Origin of the sequence: Methylotuvimicrobium buryatense 5G, assembly GCF_000341735.1 — a bacterium.
GTDB classification, from domain to species: Bacteria; Pseudomonadota; Gammaproteobacteria; order Methylococcales; family Methylomonadaceae; genus Methylotuvimicrobium; species Methylotuvimicrobium buryatense.
This window is the reverse complement of the sequence record NZ_KB455575.1, coordinates 1,461,991-1,487,095: the sequence shown is the minus strand read 5'-3', so window position 1 is coordinate 1,487,095 and position 25,105 is coordinate 1,461,991. Positions and strand designations below refer to the sequence as shown.

Genomic DNA, 25,105 nt, shown 5'->3' with positions numbered 1-25,105 from the left:
GGCTTGTTCATGAAAATAACCTTGAAAGTTGCGTAACTTCATATTATAGGATTCTCTTTTGAGATTGTTTCCCGGTTTTTTCCAGGGTAGTGTTGGAAAACATTAATTTTTTGTGGCTCACATTGTTGTATGCGGATGCTTAAGCCAGTTCATGTTGAGTGAGATTTAGGTGCCGTCGCGCATTGGTGAGCAAAAGTTTTCGAATAGACTATGGCAATTGGTTGTAAATTATGTAATATTTTGCAGGTTTTAATGGTGTGAACCCCGTCAGGGTTTTGGGGATTTATTTATAATGACAAAAGCGACTGTTTTAACCGGTATTACGACCACCGGTACTCCTCATTTGGGAAATTATGTAGGCGCGATTAGGCCGGCTATTGCCGCCAGTAAAGATGCAAACGTCAGTCCATTTTATTTTTTGGCCGATTATCATGCCTTGATCAAATGCCAGGATCCGGAAAAAGTCAGGCAATCGAGTCTCGAAATCGCCGCGACATGGTTGGCTCTCGGTTTGGATACGTCGAATGCGGTATTTTACCGGCAATCCGATGTTCCGGAGATTAGCGAGTTGGCCTGGATGTTGACGTGTGTAACGGCAAAAGGGCTCATGAATAGGGCGCATGCTTATAAGGCAGCGGTTGCCGAAAACGAACAAGGCGGCGAAAACGATCCCGATAAAGGTGTCACGATGGGTTTGTTCAGTTATCCGATTTTGATGGCGGCCGACATTTTGATATTCAATGCGCACAAGGTTCCTGTGGGCAAGGATCAGATTCAGCATATCGAGATGGCGCGTGATATTGCTGGGCGTTTCAATCATATTTATGGCGAACATTTTGTCATCCCGGATGCGGTTGTGACCGAAAATGCCGCGACTCTGGCCGGTTTGGACGGGCGGAAAATGAGTAAGAGTTATAACAATACGATTCCGTTATTCGAACCCGAGAAGAAACTCAGGAAATTGATTAACAAGATTAAGACCAATTCTCTGGAGCCGGGAGAACCTAAAGATCCCGATAGCTGCACCTTGTTTGGAATTTATCAGGCTTTTGCCCGTCCTTCGGAAGTCGATGAAGTTCGAAAACTCTATGCGGACGGTATTGCTTGGGGTGAAATGAAAAAGTTGTTGTTCGAATATATCAACGACCATATTGCTCCGGCCCGAGAGCGTTATGAAGCCTTATTACAGGCGCCTGAGCATATTGAAAACGAATTACAGGAAGGCGCTAAAAAGGCCCGCGAGATTAGCGTGCCTTTTATGAAACAATTGAGAGAGGCAGTTGGGATTTCTCGTATCGGTGCTTAGGAATATTCACAATATATACTCATCGTAGATGAGAATTCGGCCTCGGGGTGCTCGTTAAAGGACGCCGTAAATACGTCCATGTAGGCTCTAGCCAGCTCCATGCTGGCAAAGCCTTTATGAACGCTATGGATGGCGTGAATGTCGATTTTGCAGGAGCGAAAATCGACCGGACACCCCGAGGTCTCCTCCGGCACTATCGAAATTTGAAGTGCGAAAGGTATATCTTGTACGAGAATTATGTTTTTGGCAGTTCGGTTTACTCGCTTGACAAGCCCAATGCCAAAATCCAGCACCTAAATAAGCCATGGTTTTGAATCATTGCCAATGACCTATGGATTTAGGTGCTGGGTTCACGGCGATCCACTAACACACCCCGCATATTTAACGAAGCTCAGCGATTTTTCGGTACGAACGGAGTAAACGAGTTTTCTCAAAACTGAATCGCAGTGACTTTCTTGTTTAGGGATTCGTTGCGTCGGAACCCGTACCGATTTTCAATTAACTTCTATTTTGCAGTATTTCCCTTGACCGAAATTATGTCTGAAGAATATGTATTCGACCGCGATTACGCAACCGAAGCTTTAAAAGTATCGCCGCATTCAATACAAGCCGAGCAATCCGTACTCGGTGGTTTGATGCTGGATAACCAAACCTGGGATTCGATAGCCGATAAAGTTGTCGAAGGCGATTTTTACCGCAAGGATCATCGAATGATTTTTCGGGCCATCGAAAAATTGGCAGAAAAACAAGATCCTTTCGACGTCATTACCTTATCCGAGGCACTGGCTTCCGCCGGACAATTGAATGAGGTCGGCGGTCTGGCCTATTTAGGTACCTTGGCAAAGGATACGCCGAGTGCCGCGAATATCGTCGCTTATGCGACCATTGTTCGCGATAAGTCCGTTTTAAGGCAGTTGATCCATGTCGGAACCGATATATCCGACTCGGCTTTTAATCCGGAAGGGCGCGATACATCGGAGTTGCTCGAAAATGCCGAGCGCCAGGTATTTCAAATCGCCGAACAGCGCCAACGCGGACAGGGCGGTTTCACGTCGATCAAGTCGTTGCTGGCGCAGGCGGTCGATAAGATTGAAATGCTTTATGAGCAAGAAGGTAATATCACCGGCGCCAGTACCGGATTCAATGATTTCGACGAAATGACCTCGGGCCTGCAGCCGTCCGATTTGATCATCGTCGCGGGTAGGCCGTCGATGGGTAAAACTACGATCGCGATGAACATGGCGGAGAATGTCGCGATTAAAGGCGATAAACCGGTTGCGGTGTTCAGTATGGAGATGCCTGGAGACTCCTTGGCAATGCGTATGATGTCCTCATTGGGACGTATCGATCAACATAAAATTAGGACCGGCAAACTTGACGACGACGAATGGCCGCGTTTGACTTCGGCGATTAATTTATTGGCCGAAACCAAGTTGTTTATCGACGATACGCCGGCCTTGACGCCGACCGAAGTTCGCTCGAGAGCGCGACGATTGATGCGCGAGCATGGTCAGCTGGGTCTGATTGTATTGGATTATTTGCAATTGATGCAGTCGCCGGCCAGCGGCGATAACCGGGTTCAACAGATCTCCGATATATCTAGGGGCCTGAAAGCCTTGGCCAAGGAGCTGAACGTGCCGGTTATCGCGCTCTCGCAGCTGAACCGTAACCTTGAGCAGCGGCCCAACAAACGGCCGGTGATGTCCGATTTGCGTGAGTCGGGAGGTATCGAACAGGATGCCGACGTGATCGTATTTGTTTATCGGGATGAGGTTTACAACCCGGATAGTCCGGAGAAAGGCGTTGCTGAAATTATCATCGGTAAGCAACGTAACGGTCCGATAGGCACGGTTAGGTTGACTTTCCTAGGACAATACACTCGGTTTGAAAACTTTGCCGGAAATCCTTACGGCGGAGACGATTACGAATGACGCCGGCCGCTTATGTCAAATTGAACCTGGATGCGTTACGCCATAATTTGAATGTGGCTAGACGCCACGCACCCGACTCGAAAGTCATGGCGGTCATTAAAGCCAATGCTTATGGGCACGGCTTGTTGCGTGTCGCTGAACGATTAACCGATGCGGACGGCTTTGCCGTTGCGCGTGTCGATGAGGGTATCCGCTTGCGGCAAGCCGGCATTTCGCAACGCATCGCGGTTATGGAAGGTTTTACGTGTTCTGAGGAATTGAATGATTTAATCAATTTCGGTTTGGATCCGTTAATTCACTCATTCGGGCAGTTGGATATCATTGATCGAAAATCCGGCTCTGCCGGAATCGACGCCTGGTTAAAAATCGATACGGGCATGAACCGTTTGGGTTTTTCGGTTGACGAGGTCGATAAAGTTCATCAGCGTTTGATATCGAGCTCGTTGATCAAGAAACCGGTTGGTTTTATAACGCATTTGGCAAATGCCGACGTTCGATCCGACTCAATGACATTGAAACAAATCGATTTGTTTAACAAGACATTATCGGGTTTTTCAGGGCCGCGTAGTATCGCGAATTCAGCCGGGATTCTGGGTTGGCGGGAAGCGTTGACCGACTGGGTGAGACCCGGAATTATGTTGTATGGGATTTCCCCGTTTCCCGAATCGACAGGAGGTGATTTCGATTTAAAGCCTGTCATGGGGTTGCATTCCCGGTTGATTGCCGTTAAATCCGTACGACAAGGCGAGACGGTTGGTTACGGCGGCTCTTGGGTGTGCGACCGGCCGATTACGATGGGTGTTGTCGCAATTGGCTATGGGGACGGTTATCCTCGTCAAGCTAAATCTGGTACGCCGGTTCTTGTTAACGGCAAGCGCGTCCCGATGATCGGCAGGGTATCGATGGATATGATCACGGTCGACTTGAGCGGGCAAGACGATGCCAAACCGGGTGATCCGGTGACGCTATGGGGGGGCGGATTACCGATCGAAGAGGTGGCGTTCTGGTCGGAAACTATCCCCTATACATTGGTTTGCGGCATTACTCAGCGAGTGCAGATTGTCGAAGAGTGATCTAGGTTGAACGATTTAGTACTTTGGTACAGTTAACAATTGCCTAAAGCAGACTAGACTCTGTTCTATACTCATTGGAGGTCAAAATTCGGCGCCGGGGTGCCCGTCAAAGGACGCCGTGAATACGTCCATGTAGGCTCTATGCCAGCTCCATGCTGGCAAAGCCTTTGCCGAGCACCCCGTCGCCTCCTAGAGGCTCTGCCGAAATTTGAAATGCGAAAGGTATAAGTTGAAAACGTGGATGGTTTTAACTCAAATAAACACAGAGGGGAGGGATTGGCATTTTGAAAGCAGGATAACTTAAACGATCGGTAACTTTATGATTGATTTGCAAATAATTGATAATGACGAAGGCATTCTGAGGTTTATCGACGATTCGAGCCTAAACATTCGAGTCGATCATGACGAAATAAAGGCCTTGATCGCGGTTGAAAGAGACAAGCCGCTTATCGTTGTGCTTCGCTATGAACTTCGCGAACAGCAAACCGCAGAATATATTGCGTTATTGAATGCGGCGAGCCCCGATAGCAAAATAATTTTAGTCGCACCTGAATTGACCGATCGCGAAGTTATCGATTGCTTGGTTTCGGGTGCCCAAGGCTATTTACAGTTTGCAGATTTGGCTAGGTTTTTTAATAAAGCAATCAAGGTGATTCGGCAAGGAGAGACTTGGGTATCCCGCCGAATTATCTCGTTGATGTTGGAAAAATTTCAACATCCGGAAAAAAAAGTGCAATTCGGGTAATTTTATCCATCTATTTTCCGCAGGTAGGACAGTTCGGATTTTTTCTTAATTTCATGCTGTTCCATTCCATCGTCAAACCATCCAGCAATAACAGACGTCCGGTCAGTGTTTCTCCGGCGCCGGTAATCAACTTGATTGTTTCAAGCGCTTGAATACAGCCAATAATGCCGGTAATTGGCGCAATAACACCGTTGGTTGCGCAATTCTGCATCTCTTCCCCCATGTCCGAGTACAAACAGTTATAGCAAGGGCTGTCATGTAATCCCGGTGTAAAAACCGACACTTGGCCTTCAAACCGTATCGCCGCGCCGGATACCAATGGTGTTTGGTGTTTGACACAGGCGCTGTTAATCGCGAATCGCGTCGAAAAGTTGTCGCTGCAATCGAGGACGATATCGGCTTTTTGAACCGTTTCATCGAGTGTGGTTCCGATCAAGCGTTGCTTGAAAATATGTACTTGAGTATCCGGATTTAATTTTTTTAAGGTCTTTTGGGTTGAAATTACTTTGTCCGTCCCAATATCGTCGGTGTAGTGAGCGATTTGTCGCTGTAGGTTCGAAAGGTCGACCGTGTCGTCATCGTAAATAGTGATTTGGCCGACACCGGCTGCCGCAAGATAGATCGAAGCCGGTGAACCAAGGCCGCCCGCACCGACGATCAGGACGTGTGCGCCAAGCAATTGTTGCTGGCCTTCGATATCGATTTGCGGCAGCATGATTTGCCGGCTGTAGCGTAATAGTTGGTCGTCGTTCATATTTTGAGAATGAATATCAATTTAGGTGCGAATGATGCCAAAGAACTTGACAGACTGCAAAAGCTGATTATTATTAGCACTCATTACTAGCGAGTGCTAATAATCCACTTTATTATTTATATCGATTAGGAGATATTGATGAAAATACGCCCTTTACACGACAGAGTGATTATCAAACGTGTTGAAGAAGAAACCAAAACCGCCGGCGGTATCGTACTGCCTGGTTCTGCCGCCGAAAAACCGAGTCAAGGTGAAGTTTTAGCGGTTGGAAGCGGTAAAGCGCTCGATAACGGTCAAGTTCGCGCGTTAGAAGTTAAAGTCGGCGATAAAGTGTTATTTGGTAAATATTCAGGTAGCGAAGTCAAAATCGACGGTGAAGAAGTCGTTGTGATGCGCGAAGAAGACATCATGGCTGTTCTGAGCTAACGGTCCCTTTTTAACTGATTAGTATTTAACATTAACCACAGAATCTAGGAATAAACATGGCAGCAAAAGAAGTTAAATTCGGTAGTGACGCACGCACCTTGATGGTTGCAGGTGTCAATATTTTAGCGAATGCGGTAAAGGTTACTTTGGGTCCTAAAGGCCGTAATGCAGTTTTGGATAAAAGCTTCGGTGCCCCGACCATCACCAAAGACGGTGTCTCGGTTGCAAAGGAAATCGAATTGAAGGATAAATTCGAAAACATGGGCGCGCAAATGGTTAAAGAAGTCGCGTCTCACACGTCCGATGTTGCCGGCGACGGTACCACGACTGCGACCGTTCTGGCTCAATCCATCGTTAACGAAGGTTTGAAAGCAGTTGCAGCGGGCATGAACCCGATGGACTTGAAACGCGGTATCGACTTGGCGGTGACTACAGCGGTTAAAGCCATCGAAGCAGCCGCGACGCCTTGCACAGACAGCAAAGCGATTGCGCAAGTCGGCACGATCTCGGCCAACTCAGACGAGTCGGTCGGTCAAATCATCGCCGAAGCGATGGAAAAAGTCGGTAAAGAAGGCGTTATTACCGTCGAAGAAGGTTCAGGTTTGGACAACCAATTGGATGTCGTCGAAGGTATGCAGTTCGATCGCGGTTACCTGTCTCCTTACTTCATCAACAATCAAGACAGCATGAGCGCCGAACTGGAAAATCCGTTCATCCTGCTGTACGACAAAAAAATCTCCAACATCCGTGATTTGTTACCAGTACTGGAAGGCGTTGCCAAATCAGGTCGTCCGTTGTTGATTATTGCCGAAGACGTCGAGGGCGAAGCTCTGGCGACTCTGGTTGTGAACAATCTGCGCGGCATCGTTAAAGTCGCTGCGGTTAAAGCGCCTGGCTTCGGCGATCGTCGTAAAGCGATGCTTGAAGATATCGCGATTCTGACAGGCGGCACAGTGATTGCGGAAGAAGTCGGTCTATCTTTGGAAAAAGCTGAATTGGATCTTTTGGGTACAGCGAAAAAAATTCAAGTCAACAAAGATAATACTACAATTATCGACGGTGCAGGCACAGAAGAAAGCATCAAAGCGCGTGTTTCACAAATCCGTAAACAAGCCGACGATGCAACTTCCGACTATGATAAAGAAAAATTGCAAGAGCGTTTGGCTAAATTAGCTGGCGGTGTTGCGGTCATCAAAGTCGGCGCGGCGACTGAAGTCGAAATGAAAGAGAAAAAAGCCCGCGTCGAAGATGCGCTGCACTCTACTCGTGCTGCGGTTGAAGAAGGTGTCGTTGCCGGCGGCGGAACCGCTCTGGTTCGCGCATTGAAAGCGCTGGAAGGTTTGAAAGGCGCAAATCATGATCAAGACGTCGGTGTTAACATTCTGCGCCGCGCGATGGAAGAGCCTCTGCGTCAAATCGTTAAAAACGCGGGCGAAGAGTCTTCAGTCGTGTTGAACGAAGTTGCAAAAGGCACTGGTAACTTCGGTTACAATGCAGCAACCGGCGAATACGGCGACATGATTGAAATGGGTATTTTGGATCCTGCAAAAGTCACTCGTTTCGCATTACAAAACGCTGCATCTGTCGCGAGTCTGATGATCACCACGGAAGTGATGATTGCCGACGCACCGAGCGACGATAAAGGCGCTGGCATGCCGGATATGGGTGGCATGGGCGGAATGGGTGGTATGGGCGGAATGGGCGGCATGATGTAATCGCCGTTCGAGCTCATCGCTTGACGCAAAGCCCCGGTCGAGTCACTTCGTCCGGGGCTTTTTTATGGGTTAAAAAAGGGGCACGTGATGAAGAATCAAGCAATCGCCTGCGAGCTTCACGACTATATCGAAATAGCCTGCATGTACGGCTATCGCGTCAAATTGATGCTGACGGAACATCGAATAGTCGAGGGAAAAGCGATCGACATCTTGACTGAGCAGGATAAGCGTGAATTTTTGGTTATTGATAATGGTGAAAGGCAAAAAGTCGAATTATCTGAAATAGTCGAAATGGAAACGCGGACGCCAGGGGCGAAATTTCAAAGCATTCGATTCAAATAATCGTTTTTTGAGTCGCTGTAGGCCCCGGTTTTAGATTTAAATCGGGGCCAGGTATGATTGACTTAAATTATTACCCGATCAGAGATAGCTTCGGATATTGGACTCGTCTTGGGCGACAAGGTTTTTGTCGATCGATTTGCCGACTAGTTTCATGATTTGGTCGTTCAGGGTTTGGCGCAGTGTACCGAGGAAAGCCGGAGGGGCAATTAATACGAGATCGTTGAATTCGTTATTAACTCGGCCCTGTTCCAATTTATTGCCTATTTGATGAGCGAAACGGATGGCTTCTTGTTGCTTGACATCGGTAACCGGTTCAAAAGAATGCGCTCCGTTGCCGCGTCCGCCTTGTTGGTCGGAAACGACATCTTGAGCCTTTAGCTTTCCTTCGGCATGGACTAAGTCCTCAAGTTCCCGCAGTGGTTCTTTTTTCCCCTCATAGAAAAAAAAACGTGCTTTGCTACTGTCTGCTACCACGACCCATTTACTATACATAAGCTGTACTCCTTAACCAATATGTCGGAACGGTTTATCGCATCCTTGCAATTATGGCTGACATTCCATTGTCATATTGAGTGTAGCTCTTTGCTGAGGGTTTGTCTAAAGGAATGGTGCGCAGGAGGTAGCGGAGCCTTCTACCTGAGCTTACGCTAAGGGAGGGGGCGTACACCTAGGCTATCGAAAAAATCCATTTTTAGCTAATTGCTGTGTTTCCGCTTTTTAAACGCAAAATATTTTTGAAATCGTTGGTGTTGTAAGCTATTGACCGCCAGGTTTAGGGTGCGCGATGCGCACCCTACGGCGATCATGATATCTTGGCAATTGTTGATGATCATAGGTTATAAAGCGCCAGTTATTTTTTCTGACATGAAAATTGGTAAATTTCGACACCCTCCCGTACACCCCGACTCCTTCTCGTGCACTGCCTAAATTTGAGGTGCGAAAGGTATATATATTGTCGGTTTCATTATTCGTTAGTGGGTTCGCTGCTAATAACGCCATCGCTATGTTTGACCAATTTATCGATCAATTTACCCTCCGCATCGATCAGCTCCAATTGCAAAGGCATTTTGCCGACTGCATGAGTTGCGCATGATAAACACGGATCATAGGCGCGGATCGCGACTTCCAGATTATTTAACAGCGGTTCTGTCAATTCGCGTCCGCTCAAATATTCGGCGGCGACCTGACGGACCGATTCGTTCATGCCCATGTTGTTGCTGGTTGTTGAAACGATCAGGTTGGCGCGGGTAACAATATCGTTTTCATCGACCTGGTAATGATGAAACAGCGTACCGCGTGGTGCTTCGATCACGCCGATTCCTTCGAATCGCTTTTCACCTTGCGCGACGAGGTCGTCGCTCATGATTTCCGGGTCGTTCAGCAAGACTTTGATGCTTTCCGCGCAATGCAGCGTTTCGATCATTCTAGCCCAATGGAAGGCTAGTGTGCTGTGGACCATCGCTTCGCCGCCGTGTTGTTTGAATTCGATGCGAGCCGCCTCGGCCAACGGGGTATCGATATAGTCGCAATTATTGACGCGGGCCAGAGGGCCGACGCGATACCAGCCGTTTTCCTTGCCTTCCGACAACAAATAAGGGAATTTCATGTAGGTCCAGGAGCGGACTTCTTCATGGATATAGTCGTTATAGAGACAATAATCGACATGGTCGATGATCGTTTCTCCGGTGTCTTTTTTCGCGCGGATGCCGCCGTGGTATAGTTCCAGTGCGCCGTCGGGACGCGTCAAACCGAGATAGTTGCTGCGTATCGTAGCGAAATCGTCGTAATAGGGCAGATTCGAACAATGGACTCTTTTGACCAGTTGTACGGTTGCCGCCGCCCATTCGATCATTTGATCGATATCGGTCAGTAGGTAATCGCGCTCTTCACGCGACAGCGGTTTGTTCATGCCGCCGGCGATTGCGCCGGTGCCATGTACCCGTTTGCCCGAAATCATGCGAATGACTTCTTGGCCATATTTGCGTAGCTTGACGCCTTGCACGCCGATTTCAGGATATTCGGCCAGTACCGCGATGATGCTGCGTTTACCGATATCGCTTTCGAAGCCGAACAACAAATCCGGGCTAGACAAATGGAAGAAGTGCAGGGCATGAGACTGCAAGACTTGACCGAAATGCAGCAAGCGCCTTAATTTGGTCGCGGCCGGAGGCAGATTTTCCGGGTCGATGCCGACGAGTTGATCGATTGCCTTGGCGGCGGCTAAATGATGGCTGACCGGGCAGATGCCGCATAGCCGTTGCACTAATACCGGCAATTCCCAATAAGGACGACCCTGAATGAAGCGTTCGAAGCCTCGAAATTCGACGATATGCAAGCGGGCTTGTTGGACCTTATTGTTTTCATCGAGCAATAACGTGACTTTGCCATGGCCTTCGACCCGCGATACCGGATCGACCACGACACGTTTAAGGTTTTCCGAGCTGGCTGCAGCTGTTTCTAAATGTTCGTACATATGTGTTCCCGATAATAAGTCGAATTCTAAAGTACTCGCGCAGAGGCGCAGAGTTTATTTCATGGTTCGTTCAATGGTAGGGTTCATCGCGCAAACCCGTAGAACTGCCAAAATTTTAATAATGCTGTTCTCAGCGCCTTTGAGCCTCTGCGGGAAATAATTCATCCTTTCGAATTATACCTTTCGCACTTCAAATTTCGGCAGTACCCGAGGTGGTGCCGGGGTGTCCGACAAAGGCTTCGCTAGCATGGAGCTGGCATAGAGCCTATAGGGCGTATTCACGGCGTCCTTTGACGGGCACCCCGGTGCCGAATTTTGATCTACGATGGGTATAACTCAGCGCGAGAATCCAAATTAATCATAATGCACCAACTCGTATGGCAGCGAGGGTTCGCGGCCTTCGAGCAGGTCGGTCAAAAATTTCCAAAAAACATCGGCTGACGGCGGGCAGCCCGGTAGGAAATAGTCGATCTTGACGATTTCATGAATCGGGCGAACCTTGTCCAGCAATAAAGGTAACTCCGGGTCGCTTGGAATCTGCGGGTTTTCGACGCCGATACCGTCCAAATAAGCTTCGGTCAGGCATTCCTCCAAAGGAATGAAGTTGCGCATCGCCGGCAAGCCGCCGTTAATGGCACAGGCGCCGACCGCGACCAGTGTTTTGCAGTTTTTACGAAATTCGCGTAACACATGCACGTTTTCCGAATTGCACACGCCGCCTTCGATCAAGCCGATGTCGCAATTAGTGCAATGTTCGATGTCGGTAATCGGCGAACGGTCGAATTCGACCGCCTCGGCGAGCTGCAGCATGCGCTCGTCGATGTCAAGAAACGACATGTGGCAACCGAAACAGCCGGCTAGCGACGTGGTTGCGACTCTGATTTTATTAGCCATGACTTTCGTGCTCCGTTTCCAAGCTGACTTGATCGATTTGTTTATGATCGTAAATGCGTTGTCCGATCGGGACAGTATAGCCGGTTCGTTTGATCAGAATCGCGCCGGTCGGGCAGATGTGCGCGGCCCGGTCGCCGGCATCGATATCACTGTCTTTCAATTGCCCGGACTCTGAATTGACGATCAAGTGCTTGTTAATGCCGCGGCCTGAAATCGCAAAGACGTCTTTGCTGTCGGCTTGTTGGCTGGCCCTGACGCATAAGGTGCAAAAAATGCAGCGATTATGGTCGATCATGACGTCCGGGTGGCTTGCATCCATTTTACGTTCCGCGTAAAAATGCGGAAAATGATTGTCCAGCATATTCAAATGATAAGCGACGCCTTGTAATTGGCAGTTCCCGGATTTTTCGCAGGACGGGCAAAAATGATTGCCTTCGACGAAAAGCATTTGCGTGATTTTTTGGCGGTCCTGATTGATTTCGGTCGTTTCGCTCAATACATCTTGGCCTTCGGTTGCCGGGAATGTGCAAGCCGAACAATTGCGGCCATTGACATTAACGTTGCACAACTTACAACTACCGTGCGGCGTAAATTCCGGGTGATGGCATAGATGCGGTATATATACGCCGGCGGCTGTTGCTGCTTGCATGATGGTCTGGCCATCTTCGAATGGAATGGGCTTTCCGTCCAAGGTAAATGTTTTGCTCATGCTATTCCTCCACCTGGGCTAGATGAGCCCCTGCATCATTACGGTTTGCCATACGTCTGGCTGTTTCAAGGGAAGCGTTCAAATCGAATCCGGGCTCGTAACTGATTTTTTTCAATTGGCTTTGGTATAAGTCGGGATACCTCTCTAAGGTATGAATGATCGGGTTGGCCGCCGTTTGGCCTAAGCCGCAATGGCTATGGTTTTTGACTAGGCGAGTTAGTTCTTCAAGTGCAACCACATCGCCGGCCGAACCGTGGCCGTCGACGATTTTGTCGAGCTGTTTTTTCAATAACGACGTACCGACTCGGCAAGGCGTGCAGAACCCGCAGCTTTCATGCGCGAAGAAATCAGTGAAATTACGCACGATATCGAGAATGTTGCGTGTCGAATTAAAAACGATGAATGAGCCGCCCGTGGCTAAATCCTCGAATCCTAGTATGCGATCGAGTTCCTGGTTGGAAATAAAGGTGCCGGAAGGCCCGCCGATTTGAACGCCGAGCACATCATGGGCACCGCAATCCGCGAGAATTTGCCGAATCGTAACGCCAAACGGATATTCGTAAATGCCGGGGCGTAAGCAATCTCCGCTAATGCTAAGAATCTTGGTGCCTTGGGATTTTTCCGTGCCTTTAGCCGCGAACCAAGCACCTCCGTGTAAGGCAATGTTAGCGGTGGCTACGAAAGTTTCAACATTGTTGACGACGGTCGGCTTGTTTAAATAGCCTTGGGAAACAGGGTAGGGCGGGCGATTTCGCGGAATACCGCATTTGCCTTCGAGCGATTCGATTAATGCCGATTCCTCGCCACAGATATAGGCGCCGGCGCCGAGACAGATCTCGATATCGAAATTCATATCTTTGCCGAGAATATTGTTACCGAGCAAGCCGGACTGACGGCGTTGTTCGAGAACGTTTTCTAATTTGTGATAAAGGTGTAGATATTCGCCGCGTAAATACAGAAAACCTTGCTTGGCGCCGATAAGTGCCGCGCAAATAGTCATGCCTTCGAAAACTTGATCGGCATAGCTATTTAGTAATACTCGGTCTTTGAATGTTCCGGGTTCGCCTTCATCGGCATTGCAGACCACATAGCGTTCTTGTTCCGATTCTTCGGCGCAAAATCGCCACTTCATCGCCGTTTTAAAGCCTGCGCCGCCTCGCCCCCTGAGTCCGGAATGATCGATTTCCGATAGCGTTTCTTTTAGACCGCGTGCGAAAGTCGATTGTAGACCTTGTCCGGCGGTAAGGCGACTGCTCAATAATAAATCGGATTGATAGATGTTATCGCCGACCTCAAAGAATTCCTTGGGCCAATCCTCAACTGCCATTTGTTCGTCGATTAATTGTGCGATCGCGTCGATTCTAGGCCGGTCAAGTCGGGTGATCGCGTGGCCATTGATGAGCCCGGCAGGGCCTTGATCGCACATGCCGGTGCATGAAGTATTATCTAGGCTAACCAAGCCGTCTTCACGAACGCTGCCGGGCGACACGGAAAGTTTGTTAGATAGATAGTCCATCAAGTTGTGTTTACCGAGCATGTGATCGGTAATCGAATCGCTGATCAATATATCGTAACGTCCGCGAGGCGTTAAATGAAGAAAGCTATAAAATTCGATAACGCCGATAATGCGTGTTGTTGGAATGTTTAATTCCTTGGATAACAATCGAATGGCTTGGTTCGGAATGTGGAAGTATCGCGCCTGAACGGCACGTAATATTGCTAAAAGTCGAGTTGGGCGCCTTGAGTGGGTTTCGACGAGATTTTGAATGAACGATTCCATGGTGTCTCTCTGCTGCACTGGGTTATGACGGAGGAGCTTGAGTTCAACTATATGCCAATATAAAAAAAAATACCATTACATAGTGTGAACACAGTGTTTTCTAATGTTGGCAATTTCAGCATAGTTTGTCAGTTGGACACCATATAAGGTTTTTTCGGTTGCTATAACCTAGCTTTTTCCGTTGAAAGGTACGATTCCGGATTTTCTCCCTTTTGATTGAAAAACCGTCTGAGAATAAAGGTATGGGATGTGTCTGTCGAGGAACGCCGTAAACCCATTCATGGGGCTTGATGGCAGCTCGAACGCCAAGGATGGCGTGAATGCAGCCGACATCCTCGCCAAGCGTACCCCCACACCCTTTTTGATCTCCAAATTGGAAATTGCTGTTTTTAAAGGGAGTAGTGGCTCTCAAAATTTTTGGGAATAAGCTGAAACATTCACGGTATACAAAAGCCTATTGTTTTGTCTATTGTTGCTTAAAAGATACGATTTCGGCGGGCGATAACAAGACATTTAATAAGCTAGATAAAGTATTAAAGTTAGAGTCTATTTATATTGATAAATAATGTTTTTCAAGTGAAAATTTGTGTTGATGGCAAAATAATGATGTAAACTATACGTCACTTGGAGTGGTATAAATACAACAGCCTTGGTTGTAAAAAACAACGGGCTTAGTTGGCATTACATGCAGTTTGAGTTTTTCTTAAAAAGTAAACATTTTTTCATATCGGTCATTCCTATCAAGAACCCCGGTTTGTTGAAGGTTTTTTATTCAAATTAGAGGTAGTTATGTGTTTAAAAAAAATAATGGCTAGTGCTTTATTGGCTGGATTTGGCGCCATTCCTTCCGTTTGGGCCGAGGCGCCGCAAGACGACCGATGGTATGTCGCGCCATTCGGCACCTTTATCAAATCAGGTGGTGACCGGGGCGCTAAAGACGGTTGGGGCGGCGGTATGGGTTTTGGAAAAATGCTCAACGACCATTTCAACGTCGAGTTGAGAGGTTTTTACCAAGGTTTCAGTGGCTACAATAATGCCGAAACAGGTCAAACCAATGGGCGTTGGGATTTAACCGGCGGTTCAGCGGATCTGCAATATTACTTTTTTCGCGATACCTTTTCGCCATATATCGTTGCCGGCATCGGCGGCATGAATACCAGCGTGCCAGGTGATAGCGCAGCTTCGATTACCGGCGAAGGCGGTGTTGGTTTTACTTACGAATTGCATGATAACTTCCTACTGCGGAGCGATGTGCGTTACCGTTACAACAATAACTTCAACGCCAATCTGCGTCCCGGTACCGAGGAATATCATGACATGACTGTCAATGTCGGTTTTGTGATTCCATTTGGAGAAAAACCGAGAGCGGCAGTTACGCCTGTGAAATTCGAACCAGCCCCAGCAGCTGCCCAGGATTGTTCGACCCTGGATTCTGATGGAGACGGCGTCAACGATTGTTTGGATAAATGCCCGGGTACTATTTCCGGGAGTAAGGTTGATGCGCAAGGCTGTCCTATTAGTATCGAGCTCAGAGGTGTGAACTTCAAATTCGATTCTGCCGAACTGACCGAGGAAGCAAAGGCAATTTTAGATGGAGTCGCTGAAAAACTGATCGCCTATCCGCAAGAAAAAGAAATCGAAGTTCAAGGTCATACCAGTAGCGAAGGTGGCTACAACTACAACATGAGATTGTCCGAGCGCCGTTCGCAGTCGGTCGTAGATTACCTGAAAGCCAAGGGGGTAACCGATAGTATGCACGCTAAAGGTTACGGCCCCAATCGCCCTGTTGCCGATAATAGAACCGAGGCAGGTCGAGTTCAAAATCGCCGTGTAGAATTGATCTGGATGGAAAATTAAGTAATACATTTCATCGGTTTTGAACACAAAAACCCGCTTTCGAGCGGGTTTTTTTATATTTGGGCCGGCTTTACATTCATCCATACGCATCAAGTTATACCCATCGTAGATCAAAATTCGGCGCCGGGGTGCCCGTCAAAGGACGCCGTGAATACGTCCATGTAGGCTCTATGCCAGCTCCATGCCGGCAAAGCCTTTGTCGGACACCCCTGCGCCTCCTCGGACACTGCCGAAATTTGAAGTGCGAAAGGTATAAAAACGACCAACCCACATCTCGCTCGCTCGTTTAATCTTTCTTGATTGCGGGAAGCTAGAGCTTCCTGAACAGGTTACCCAAGCTGGAGCTCTCATCGGTACACAGTCAAAAATTACCCTTTTGCAACCTTAACCAATGAGACCTCGATACCATTTATTGTGACTTAACACTTTCGACCTCGAGATCGCGATCAGGGGGATCGCTCCCACAGAGCGTCCGCCGCTCTCTGTGGGAGCGACGCCTTCGTCGCGACTATCGAAGCCAGTAAAGCTCAAACACCAATAGCCTTTCCGGACAACACAACAATTTAGCGCTCGGTCGCTACTTTTTGCACAATTAGATATATTTATACTTATGTATAAAGACGAGAGCTGGAGCTTGGGTAACAGCATATTTTAGTCTTTTTGATCTCGATGCCATTTATTTTAACGTGGTATTCTCGGCTTTCCCTCATCTAACGCTATGCGAGGGAAAACCACTGATGCTCGACACCCACTGCTTATATGTCGAAGCCCTCGACGCGCCCTAAATGAAAGAAGTTTGGCAATTCAGTAAGTTAATTTTAGCGACATCCGGCATTAGACGAAGAGCAACAATCCATCTAATTTCCTCTAAAAATCGATGCAATATTAATATACTCATCGTTGATCAAAATTCGGCGCCGGGGTGCCCGTCAAAGGACGCAGTGAATACGTCCATGCTCTATGCCAGCTCCATGCTGGCAAAGCCTTTGTCGAGCATCCCGGTGCCTCCTTAGTCACCTGCCGAATTTTGAAGTACGAAAGGTATATCTTGGAATGGAATCAAAACTTGTCGGCATTCCATTGGTAGGACTCCATAATGTCTTTGCAAAGGCCAGGCTCTTGGCCGCTAACCCAACCTTTGCCTTCATGGAAACCTTTAGGAAGGTCGGCAAGTGTCGGACCGAATTTGCGGGTTTTGCATCCTTGGGACTGAGGGTTGTCGCAACAGCATTTCATTACGGCGACATGTTTTTTTATCACGTCCGGGGCCACGGTAATCGGCGGCATCCAGTTTCTTTCATTCGGCCCTGAGGTGAGCCAAGTACTCAGTGTTTTATCGGGATGTCCCGTGGCAAATTCAAAACTGTAGCCACAGGTTCCCGAGGTCGTCATTTTATGGCACTGAGTACAGAGTTGCTGTTTGCCATCGATAGGGTCGGTTGTAATCTGGAGAATATTATGATTATTGAAGAAATTTTGAAAAGGCTTGCCAACCGCTAAAAAGGGTAAAGGCGCCATCGTATAAATATCCGGTAGGCCGTGTTTTGAATTAATGTACGGACTGTATTTGACACCGTGCGCATTATGGCAGGCAACGCAACCGGCTTCCGCGGTAAACGCCGGAGATTTAAAAGCCTGGTTGGCATCACGGTACCAAAGATCCTGCGGAAAGTCTTTCGGTGGTCTTGTTTGCTCCTTATTGTATTGATCTAAATAATCGTCCTTGCTAGGCAGGGGGGCATCGAGGGGCGGTAAAAAACCGACCACTGCTTCGCCATATTGAGTGAGATAACAACTTTTTCCTGTTTTTGTATTCCGAAGGATAATGCCGATATCGTTAAAAGTATTGTAAAGATAATAGAGTTCGGTTTTCTCGGCGCTAGACGCTTTCTCAAAGCGTTCTTTTCTTTGCTGCTGGTTCATGCCGAGATTGGCTTTGGATTTTCGAAACCAATCTTTTTCGAATTGATTCCCTTTTTGCCGGCAGTTGAGCACCATGATGTTGTCGTCGTCGAGTTGCTTAATTTGTAAATGCGAGTAGGTCCAGCAGCCCATATCGCCGCCGAGCCAGTGAGGGTTGTCGCATCTTTTCGAGTTTGAGAGTAGTTTTTCCCAGTTGTCTTCTTGAATTTCTTGTTTATCGACATAAATTGGCACTTGTGTTCCATCCAAGCATGAGAGTACCGGCAATTTTCGGGTGATTCCAAGTTCAGCTTTGCATGCCTCGACATGCTGGAAAACGGTATAGTCCGATGAGGCATCATGAGTACCGGGACGGTAAGCCAAGTACGCAATGACACCGAGAATCAGTGTAACTGTCAGGATTAGTGTTGTTTTCATAGTCTACTACCTCTTAATTTGTTAGGTTTGTTATAGAAAAGAGGTGTTGCCGGTTGAGTTTTAGTCTAGAAAGAGCAGTTGAGAGCCTTAAACTAGCGTTCGCCCTGAGCCCTTCGGCTACGCTCGGTAGGGCTCTGTCGAAGGGTGAAGGGTAGTTTGAGGCTTCGCCAAGCCTGTGAAAGTGTAGTAGACCCTTCATACTTCGACTTGGCTCAGCACGGAACGGTCTACTACACATGCCAACTGCTCTTTTTAGGCTTAAATAAATAACGCTTTAGCTTTTTTTATGCAAGCCCTATCCGTAAGAGTCTTAAGGTTATTGCCATGGAGCGGATAAGAGCGCTTCGGTTTCGGCTTAGCTAGAGACAATAAAAACAATGAGTTATTTTGTTTTTGTGCGGGAAGGTAAGTTTTTTTAATCAAGGGCTTGAAAAAATGTGAAATCGATCATAATATCCCACTAACGCAGTCAAGATATACTCGTCCGACACGCCCATAAGCTTGTCGATCATTATTGCCAAATTAGAGGTTAATCCGGTCAAAACTTAATTTTTCATCGTAAATTTAGTTATTTAGGGGGGCGTATGGACATTACACATCATAGTGAAATCAGACGCGATAATTTTCCTATATTCTTGTTCGCGTTGACGTTATTCAGCAGTGCTTCTTTAATGTTTGTTTTACAACCGATGTTTGGGAAAGCGCTTTTGCCTTTATTAGGCGGCTCTGCATCCGTATGGAATACCTGTATGGTGTTTTATCAGAGCATCCTCTTTCTGGGTTATCTCTATGCCCATTTTCTTTCCACTCGCTTTGGTTATCGAAAACATCTTGCCATCCATCTTTCGATACTGCTTATCAGCCTTTATTTCCTTCCGGTAAGTATCCCTGAGGGTAGCCGGCCGCCCAGTTCGGAAAATCCCAGTATTTGGTTGTTGTCGACTTTATTCGTGTCGATAGGCTTGCCGTTTTTCGTGTTGTCCACTAACTCGCCCCTATTGCAAAAGTGGTTCTCAAAAATCGGCCATCAAACCAGTAACGATCCTTACTATCTTTCGATCGCCAGTAATGCCGGTAGTTTGATTGCGTTATTGAGCTATCCTTTTTTACTGGAGCCCGCCATCGGTATTAGTCAGCAACAGCAATATTGGAGTGCGGGTTTTCTTGTACTGATAGGCTTGATTTCATTGTGTATGCTAATTCTAAAACAGCAGCATTTTCAGCCTGCAGTCAATAAGGCATCGCAGGTTAATCTAGTCGAAAAGCCCGAGCTGAAATTACAAATTCAATGGTTATTATTGGCGTTTGTGCCTTCCAGTTTATTATTGGGCACGACTAATTTCATCAGCATCGATATCGCCACGGTGCCGCTGTTATGGGTTATTCCTTTAGCCTTGTATTTATTCTCATTCATTCTGGTCTTTTCCGGCTACGGTGCGGCGATTCATAGAAAAATATTATTGATACAGCCCTGGCTGGTTGCACCATTTTTGATTTACTATTTTTCGAATCAAAAACTGGCTTCTTTTTCAATCGAATTATTTATTCATTTATTCATTTTCTTTTTATGCATCATGGTCTGTCATGGCGAGTTAGCCAAGAAACGCCCCTCGACAGACTATCTGACTCAGTATTATTTAGTCATGTCCTTCGGCGGCATGCTCGGCGGTATTTTTAATAGCTTTGTCGCGCCATTTATATTCAGCTCGATTTACGAATACCCGCTTATGATCGTTTGCGCATTGCTTTTGAACCCAATCAATGGCTTTGGTCAGTATGTTAAGGAACATTTGGCGAAAATTATCTTTAGCGCTTATTTGATTACCTTCGCGGTTATTTTATCGATCAGCGTCAAACAACTGGACGATGCATTTCTCATCAGTTTTGCGATCATTGCTCTAATGGGCGCCGCTTACTTTCTATTTAAAAAAAATTCGTTGTATTTTCCCCTGGTTGGGCTGTTGGTATTGTCCTGCGCAGCGCCGGAAAAGCATCAAGGCGGAGACCAGCTCTTGCATCAAAGCCGAAATTTTTATGGCGTATTGTCGGTCAAGAAAATTTCGGATCTCAATGTCGACAATACTACGCACACATTGCATGAAATTTATAGCGGTACAACTCGGCATGGCTTGCAGTTACTGAACGATGTCAATCGACAATGTACGCCGAACGGATATTACAGTCCGCAAGGGCCTTTAGGCTCCATTTTTGGTAATTACAACAACCGAAATAACGCTTGGCGGATCGGCGTTGTCGGTCTTGGAGCCGGAGAGATGGCCGGTTACGCCAAAGCATCTCAACACTGGACATTTTTCGAACTCGATCCGGCCGTTGTGCAGATCGCAACGAACCCCGAGTATTTTACTTATTTAACGGATTGTATCAGCGGTTACGATATTCAAGTCGGGGACGCCAGAATCACATTGGAAAATCAACCGAATCCTTTTGATTTATTGGTTATCGACGCGTTTACTTCGGATTCGATACCGACCCATTTGCTTACCAAGGAAGCTTTGGAGTTGTATTTTTCCAGGTTGGAAAATCACGGTTTGTTGGTTTTTCACATTTCCAATCGTTATCTGGAGCTGAAGAAGGTGTTGGCGGATCATGCGGAAAAATTGGGATTGACGCTGTTGTTGCAAGAATTCAGGCCTGAGCAAAACATTCCTTTTGTCTATCGATCGGATTGGGCTATTTTGGCTAGAAATGAGGCGGACCTCACGCCTTTGGTCAATGCCGACTTGCAGAATAATTGGCAAAGAGTGCCTCATTATGCCGATGCTCGTTCATGGACGGACGATTTCACTAGCATTATGAGTGTTTGGAAATAAGCTATACCTTTCGCACTTCAAATTCCGGCAGTGCGGGCGCTTAGGGTTCTCGGTCCTACACCTAGCGTTCGCTGCCATTAAGTTAAGTCGTTCGTGGTGAGTCTGTCGAACCATGGACGGCTTAACTTATCGACTCGTACTTTCATTTGCCGTGGTGATTACCAGGCCCCATCAACGTTACTGTTTCGGAAAGTTATTCCCGTTATATACCTTTCGCACTTCAAATTTCGGCAGTGCCTGAGGAGGCGCCTGGGTGTCCGACAAAGGCTTTGCCAGCATGGAGCTGGCATAGAGCCTACATGGACGTATTCACGGCGTCCTTTGACGGGCACCCCGACGCCGAAATTTGACTAGCAAAGGGTATAGTTCGTGTATATTCCTTAACATCCGCCGTGCTCGACAAAGGAGGAAGTCAGTGAGTTATATATTCGATATCGATCGTCTTCATGAGATTGCTCTGCAAGGAATCGGAAAGCCCCACGACGAAATGGTGAGCGTGATAGTGGAAGAAACCTCCCGGGCCTATCCCAATCACGTCGATTCCAATCCAAATCGCCGATGGCTATTCAGCTTGACGGCGGGCGCGACCGGTGTGATGACGATACTCCATGCATCTTTCACTGAATATCTGATCATCTTCGGAACGCCGGTGGGTACGGAAGGCTTTTCCGGTCGCTACCGTATGGAGATTCATGATTTTTTTATGGCCGGTGAGGTTTGGACTTATCGGAAAGACCGTTGTGGAGTACGCGAAGTGGCAGGGCCGGGCGATCATACCGTTCTGGAACGTGGTAGCGTCAATGGGTTTAAAATCCCTGAATCGGCTTGGATGTTGGAATATGGTCGAGGATTCATACCATCCGCTTTTCCGCTTATTTTAGGCGATGTGGTATTCAGTGCCGTCGATGGGACGACCTTGGCCGAGACAGTTTGGTTATACGGCAAAATGGCGCTACGGGAGCTGATAGTCAATCAGAAGTTCTAATGCTGAAAAGGAGCGGATAATGAGTGAACAAGAATCGAGAGACAATGCGGCCGCGGATGCGGTTCGTCAGAAATACGGTTTCGGCTTTTCCTGGCTTGTGCTCATGATAGCGTTGCCGCCACTGGTCTATTATTTGTGGATTTGCGTCACTTATTACCAAGGCGAGCTGATCTTCACTAGCGACGCGGAGGCTTGGCGGCGGTTTTGGTCTCATGTTTCGCCGCCGACCTGGCAAGCCGCAGGCCTTTACGCGGCTTGGTTTTTAGGTCAGGCCGCGTTGCAGGTTTGGGCGCCTGGTCCGACCGTTCAAGGCATGAAATTGCCTGACGGCAGTCGGCTCGATTATCGGATGAATGGAATATTTTCTTTCCTTTTTACCCTGGCCGTGGTGTTCGGTTTGGTAACGATGGGGTGGTTGGACGCTACCATTTTGTATGACCAACTCGGCCCATTGCTTACTGTAGTGAATATTTTTACCTTTGTTTTTGCGGGTTTTCTCTATTTTTGGGGCTTAAACGGGAAGCAATGGGAGCGGCCGACCGGACGTCCTTTTTATGATTATTTCATGGGAACGGCGCTTAACCCACGGATTGGATCTCTTGATCTCAAGCTGTTTTGCGAAGCCCGCCCCGGCATGATTTTTTGGTTACTGATGAATCTTTCGATGGCGGCCAAACAGTATGAATTGCACGGCACGGTGACTGTCCCGATGTTACTGGTGGTGGGGTTTCAAAGTTTTTATTTGATCGATTACTTTATTCATGAAGAAGCCGTCCTGACGACTTGGGATATCAAGCATGAGAAGTTTGGCTGGATGCTTTGTTGGGGCGACTTGGTGTGGCTGCCTTTTACCTATACCTTACAGGCTCAGTATTTGGTCCATCATACCCATGACCTGCCCGTATGGGGCATTATTGCTATTGTGGCTTTGAATTTGGCCGGTTATACAATTTTTCGGGGCGCCAATATCCAAAAGCATCATTTTCGGCGCGATCCAAACCGGATCGTGTGGGGGAAGCCGGCAAAATATATCAAAACCAAGCAAGGTTCATTATTACTGACTTCCGGTTGGTGGGGCATTGCTCGTCACATGAATTACTTCGGCGATTTAATGATTGCACTCTCGTGGTGTTTGCCCGCTGCTTTCGGTAGCCCCATACCTTATTTCCATATCGTATATTTCACCATTTTGCTTCTGCATAGAGAAAAGCGCGATGATGCGATGTGCTTGGCGAAGTACGGCGAAGATTGGTTGCAATACCGGAAAAAGGTGCCTTGGCGTATCGTGCCAAAAATTTACTAAGGATTTCGCGATACATACCCATCGTAGATCAAAATTCGGTGCGCGGGTGACGGAGAACGCAATGCCATTAAGTAAAAAGGACTTTTCCGTTCGTCTTGGGCCCTTCGGCTGCGCTCAGGAGAGTCTTGTCGAAGGGGAATGGAGGCGTCCGAGTCGATAAATTAAGCCATCCATGGTTCGACAGACTCACCACGAACGGCTTAATTTAATGCTATTGGGACGGCGAATAGAAATCGGAGCTCTGTTTATTGTTTGTTAATCGGTAATTGGGCGATTCGATGCTCTATTTTTTGCATCATTTTCTGATAGGCGGGGCCTTCTAAACCGCCGTAGAGTCGATTAAATTCCTGTTCTGCAAGATATTCGGGTAAGTCGGCTGTTTTCGGGATGATGTCGCGCTCTTGGGCCGTGCTCATAAAATCTTGAATTTTTCTGGCTTGCGATTGATTTTGCACGGCGAGCTCGCCCATGAGCGTGCCGGCCCGATTGGCGGTCATATCGATGAATGAAAAGCCGCTGCCGCCTCTCGAATCTTCCAGTTCTTTATATAATCCTATGGCGTCGGCCAATGGCGTGCCGGCATAGGCTGCAAGCGTAGCCGATACTAAATAATGTTTGCTTAAATCGTTGCGTTGATTGAGAGTCACGGTTCGCCAAATCGGACGATATTGGCTTTTTAGTGAAGGAATGATTTTATTAAGCGTTAAACGGTTGGCGTATAACGTTAGCACCAGAATGACGGCACGGTTTTCACCAATCGGGTCGCTTCGGCGACTGCGTTCGTTTGCCAATTGAAATAAGGGTTGCGTGAGCTCGGTTAAACTCAAGTGCTTTTTGGAGGGGCGTGTTAGCATTACCAAACGTTGCTGATAAACTTCAATTCGATGCTGTTCTTGTTCGGGTAAAAGAGCGCCGCTGAGTTTGGTCGGTAAATTTTCATGCCATTTATAAGTCACGATCATTCGTTTGTTGATGAATCTGACCTTTCTGATCATGGCTTGAAGCGCCTTCCAATCGGCATCCGGCAGCATAAGGCTGTAGATACTTTTGCTTAAATTATTTGCTATAAGTCCGGGTATTCTTAATTTGCCCAACGATAGATGGTCGATTTCAGGAAGACTATGTGTTTGCTTGAGTTCGATTGTTAAGTTTAAATAATTGCCCAGTGGGTTTGAAGGTAGTTTTAGAGTGCTTTCAATGATGGCTCGATCTTGTTTGATTGTTAAACCGGCAACGCCGCCGAAATATTGATTGACGAAATAATTGACGGCTAGGTCCAGGTCTCTCTGTTCAATGCTGGCTCTTGCTATCGTGCCGGTTGCTAGGCGTCGCGGGTCGTTTTCTACAAAAATTTGTTTTCCTCTAGCTATTTGCTCGGGGGTGATATCAGGTCTTGCTCTTAGCTTGGGTTTGTCTTCCACGACTAGCACCAGTAAGGTGATAGTCAGGACCAGAAAAACCAAAAGCGATGAGAACAATAGTTTTATAATTAATTTCATTAAAAAGTTTTGAATTCGCCAATTTAAAAGATACCCTTTGCTAGCCGTATTTCGGCGTCGGGGCTGTCAACGCCATTATTAAGTGTCAAGAAGTTAGGCGCGGGGCAAATTATTATACCCTTCGTTTATCAAAAATCGGCGC

The 25,105-nt window shown here is 47.3% G+C and carries 19 protein-coding genes; 11 read left to right on the top strand and 8 right to left on the bottom strand.

The window, feature by feature from the left end; translation table 11 throughout:
* The first annotated feature begins 292 nt into the window (after positions 1 to 292).
* From METBU_RS0106665 to METBU_RS0106645, 4 genes are all read left to right on the top strand, one after another.
* Positions 293 to 1,306, top strand: coding sequence for a tryptophan--tRNA ligase (locus tag METBU_RS0106665; RefSeq protein WP_017839876.1), 1,014 nt, complete (start codon positions 293 to 295; stop codon positions 1,304 to 1,306).
* A gap of 536 nt (positions 1,307 to 1,842) precedes the next feature.
* Entirely contained in the window at positions 1,843 to 3,237 is a 1,395-nt protein-coding gene (dnaB, locus tag METBU_RS0106655; protein ID WP_017839874.1) for a replicative DNA helicase, read from the top strand.
* Entirely contained in the window at positions 3,234 to 4,310 is a 1,077-nt protein-coding gene (gene alr / locus METBU_RS0106650) for an alanine racemase (RefSeq protein ID WP_017839873.1), read from the top strand. The genes dnaB and alr overlap by 4 nt, the downstream gene beginning before the upstream one ends.
* A gap of 319 nt (positions 4,311 to 4,629) precedes the next feature.
* The gene (locus tag METBU_RS0106645; RefSeq protein ID WP_017839872.1) at positions 4,630 to 5,055 is read left to right on the top strand and encodes a response regulator transcription factor; all 426 of its coding nucleotides are present in this window, start codon (positions 4,630 to 4,632) and stop codon (positions 5,053 to 5,055) included.
* Between the two features lie 10 nt (positions 5,056 to 5,065).
* On the opposite strand, the gene METBU_RS0106640 is transcribed toward METBU_RS0106645, so the two are convergent.
* The gene (locus METBU_RS0106640) at positions 5,066 to 5,809 is read right to left on the bottom strand and encodes a HesA/MoeB/ThiF family protein (protein ID WP_017839871.1); all 744 of its coding nucleotides are present in this window, start codon (positions 5,807 to 5,809) and stop codon (positions 5,066 to 5,068) included.
* 138 nt (positions 5,810 to 5,947) lie between these two features.
* Between METBU_RS0106640 and groES the strand changes: the two genes are divergently transcribed.
* The 3 genes from groES (at position 5,948) to METBU_RS0106625 (ending at position 8,292) form a co-directional block, all read left to right on the top strand.
* The gene (groES, locus tag METBU_RS0106635; RefSeq protein WP_017839870.1) at positions 5,948 to 6,235 is read left to right on the top strand and encodes a co-chaperone GroES; all 288 of its coding nucleotides are present in this window, start codon (positions 5,948 to 5,950) and stop codon (positions 6,233 to 6,235) included.
* Between the two features lie 56 nt (positions 6,236 to 6,291).
* Positions 6,292 to 7,950 carry a chaperonin GroEL gene (groL, locus tag METBU_RS0106630; RefSeq protein ID WP_017839869.1) on the top strand — a complete coding sequence of 553 codons (1,659 nt, stop codon included), beginning with the start codon at positions 6,292 to 6,294 and terminating at the stop codon, positions 7,948 to 7,950.
* Between the two features lie 87 nt (positions 7,951 to 8,037).
* Positions 8,038 to 8,292, top strand: a complete 255-nt coding sequence (locus METBU_RS0106625) for a Rho-binding antiterminator (protein WP_017839868.1) — start codon at positions 8,038 to 8,040, stop codon at positions 8,290 to 8,292.
* A gap of 78 nt (positions 8,293 to 8,370) precedes the next feature.
* Here the strand turns inward: METBU_RS0106625 and METBU_RS0106620 are convergent, their stop codons facing one another.
* The 5 genes from METBU_RS0106620 to METBU_RS0106595 form a co-directional block, all read right to left on the bottom strand.
* Complete coding sequence (locus METBU_RS0106620) at positions 8,371 to 8,784, bottom strand: host attachment protein (protein WP_017839867.1); 414 nt, start codon at positions 8,782 to 8,784, stop codon at positions 8,371 to 8,373.
* 472 nt (positions 8,785 to 9,256) lie between these two features.
* The gene (locus METBU_RS0106610; protein ID WP_017839865.1) at positions 9,257 to 10,765 is read right to left on the bottom strand and encodes a Ni/Fe hydrogenase subunit alpha; all 1,509 of its coding nucleotides are present in this window, start codon (positions 10,763 to 10,765) and stop codon (positions 9,257 to 9,259) included.
* Positions 10,766 to 11,119: 354 nt separating this feature from the next.
* On the bottom strand, positions 11,120 to 11,659 hold the full coding sequence (locus METBU_RS0106605) for an NADH-quinone oxidoreductase subunit B family protein (protein WP_017839864.1): 540 nt from the start codon (positions 11,657 to 11,659) through the stop codon (positions 11,120 to 11,122).
* Positions 11,652 to 12,368: a 2Fe-2S iron-sulfur cluster-binding protein gene (locus METBU_RS0106600; RefSeq protein ID WP_017839863.1), complete on the bottom strand. Its 717-nt coding sequence runs from the start codon at positions 12,366 to 12,368 to the stop codon at positions 11,652 to 11,654. Before METBU_RS0106600 ends, METBU_RS0106605 begins: the two co-directional genes overlap by 8 nt.
* Position 12,369: 1 nt before the next feature.
* Positions 12,370 to 14,148 carry an NAD(P)H-dependent oxidoreductase subunit E gene (locus METBU_RS0106595; RefSeq protein ID WP_017839862.1) on the bottom strand — a complete coding sequence of 593 codons (1,779 nt, stop codon included), beginning with the start codon at positions 14,146 to 14,148 and terminating at the stop codon, positions 12,370 to 12,372.
* Positions 14,149 to 14,937: 789 nt separating this feature from the next.
* Here METBU_RS0106595 and METBU_RS0106585 point away from each other — a divergent pair.
* The gene (locus tag METBU_RS0106585) at positions 14,938 to 16,005 is read left to right on the top strand and encodes an OmpA family protein (RefSeq protein ID WP_017839860.1); all 1,068 of its coding nucleotides are present in this window, start codon (positions 14,938 to 14,940) and stop codon (positions 16,003 to 16,005) included.
* A gap of 1,059 nt (positions 16,006 to 17,064) precedes the next feature.
* Here METBU_RS0106585 and METBU_RS0106580 read toward each other — a convergent pair.
* Entirely contained in the window at positions 17,065 to 18,345 is a 1,281-nt protein-coding gene (locus METBU_RS0106580) for a hypothetical protein (protein WP_017839859.1), read from the bottom strand.
* A gap of 584 nt (positions 18,346 to 18,929) precedes the next feature.
* On the opposite strand from METBU_RS0106580, the gene METBU_RS0106575 reads away from it, so the two are divergent.
* The 3 genes from METBU_RS0106575 (at position 18,930) to erg (ending at position 23,464) form a co-directional block, all read left to right on the top strand.
* Positions 18,930 to 21,176 carry a fused MFS/spermidine synthase gene (locus METBU_RS0106575; protein ID WP_017839858.1) on the top strand — a complete coding sequence of 749 codons (2,247 nt, stop codon included), beginning with the start codon at positions 18,930 to 18,932 and terminating at the stop codon, positions 21,174 to 21,176.
* A gap of 346 nt (positions 21,177 to 21,522) precedes the next feature.
* The gene (locus METBU_RS0106570) at positions 21,523 to 22,161 is read left to right on the top strand and encodes an ERG2 family protein (RefSeq protein WP_083877653.1); all 639 of its coding nucleotides are present in this window, start codon (positions 21,523 to 21,525) and stop codon (positions 22,159 to 22,161) included.
* Positions 22,162 to 22,180: 19 nt separating this feature from the next.
* On the top strand, positions 22,181 to 23,464 hold the full coding sequence (gene erg, locus METBU_RS0106565; protein ID WP_017839856.1) for a delta(14)-sterol reductase: 1,284 nt from the start codon (positions 22,181 to 22,183) through the stop codon (positions 23,462 to 23,464).
* Between the two features lie 245 nt (positions 23,465 to 23,709).
* Here the strand turns inward: erg and METBU_RS0106560 are convergent, their stop codons facing one another.
* Complete coding sequence (locus tag METBU_RS0106560; RefSeq protein WP_017839855.1) at positions 23,710 to 24,963, bottom strand: hypothetical protein; 1,254 nt, start codon at positions 24,961 to 24,963, stop codon at positions 23,710 to 23,712.
* Positions 24,964 to 25,105 lie beyond the last annotated feature (142 nt).

Excerpts from the sequence above, each read along its gene's own strand:
- METBU_RS0106665 (WP_017839876.1), top strand. The coding sequence starts at position 293 with ATGACAAAAGCGACTGTTTTAACCGGTATTACGACCACCGGTACTCCT.
- dnaB (WP_017839874.1), top strand. The coding sequence starts at position 1,843 with ATGTCTGAAGAATATGTATTCGACCGCGATTACGCAACCGAAGCTTTA.
- alr (WP_017839873.1), top strand. The coding sequence starts at position 3,234 with ATGACGCCGGCCGCTTATGTCAAATTGAACCTGGATGCGTTACGCCAT.
- METBU_RS0106645 (WP_017839872.1), top strand. The coding sequence starts at position 4,630 with ATGATTGATTTGCAAATAATTGATAATGACGAAGGCATTCTGAGGTTT.
- METBU_RS0106640 (WP_017839871.1), bottom strand. The coding sequence starts at position 5,809 with ATGAACGACGACCAACTATTACGCTACAGCCGGCAAATCATGCTGCCG.
- groES (WP_017839870.1), top strand. The coding sequence starts at position 5,948 with ATGAAAATACGCCCTTTACACGACAGAGTGATTATCAAACGTGTTGAA.
- groL (WP_017839869.1), top strand. The coding sequence starts at position 6,292 with ATGGCAGCAAAAGAAGTTAAATTCGGTAGTGACGCACGCACCTTGATG.
- METBU_RS0106625 (WP_017839868.1), top strand. The coding sequence starts at position 8,038 with ATGAAGAATCAAGCAATCGCCTGCGAGCTTCACGACTATATCGAAATA.
- METBU_RS0106620 (WP_017839867.1), bottom strand. The coding sequence starts at position 8,784 with ATGTATAGTAAATGGGTCGTGGTAGCAGACAGTAGCAAAGCACGTTTT.
- METBU_RS0106610 (WP_017839865.1), bottom strand. The coding sequence starts at position 10,765 with ATGTACGAACATTTAGAAACAGCTGCAGCCAGCTCGGAAAACCTTAAA.
- METBU_RS0106605 (WP_017839864.1), bottom strand. The coding sequence starts at position 11,659 with ATGGCTAATAAAATCAGAGTCGCAACCACGTCGCTAGCCGGCTGTTTC.
- METBU_RS0106600 (WP_017839863.1), bottom strand. The coding sequence starts at position 12,368 with ATGAGCAAAACATTTACCTTGGACGGAAAGCCCATTCCATTCGAAGAT.
- METBU_RS0106595 (WP_017839862.1), bottom strand. The coding sequence starts at position 14,148 with ATGGAATCGTTCATTCAAAATCTCGTCGAAACCCACTCAAGGCGCCCA.
- METBU_RS0106585 (WP_017839860.1), top strand. The coding sequence starts at position 14,938 with ATGTGTTTAAAAAAAATAATGGCTAGTGCTTTATTGGCTGGATTTGGC.
- METBU_RS0106580 (WP_017839859.1), bottom strand. The coding sequence starts at position 18,345 with ATGAAAACAACACTAATCCTGACAGTTACACTGATTCTCGGTGTCATT.
- METBU_RS0106575 (WP_017839858.1), top strand. The coding sequence starts at position 18,930 with ATGGACATTACACATCATAGTGAAATCAGACGCGATAATTTTCCTATA.
- erg (WP_017839856.1), top strand. The coding sequence starts at position 22,181 with ATGAGTGAACAAGAATCGAGAGACAATGCGGCCGCGGATGCGGTTCGT.
- METBU_RS0106560 (WP_017839855.1), bottom strand. The coding sequence starts at position 24,963 with ATGAAATTAATTATAAAACTATTGTTCTCATCGCTTTTGGTTTTTCTG.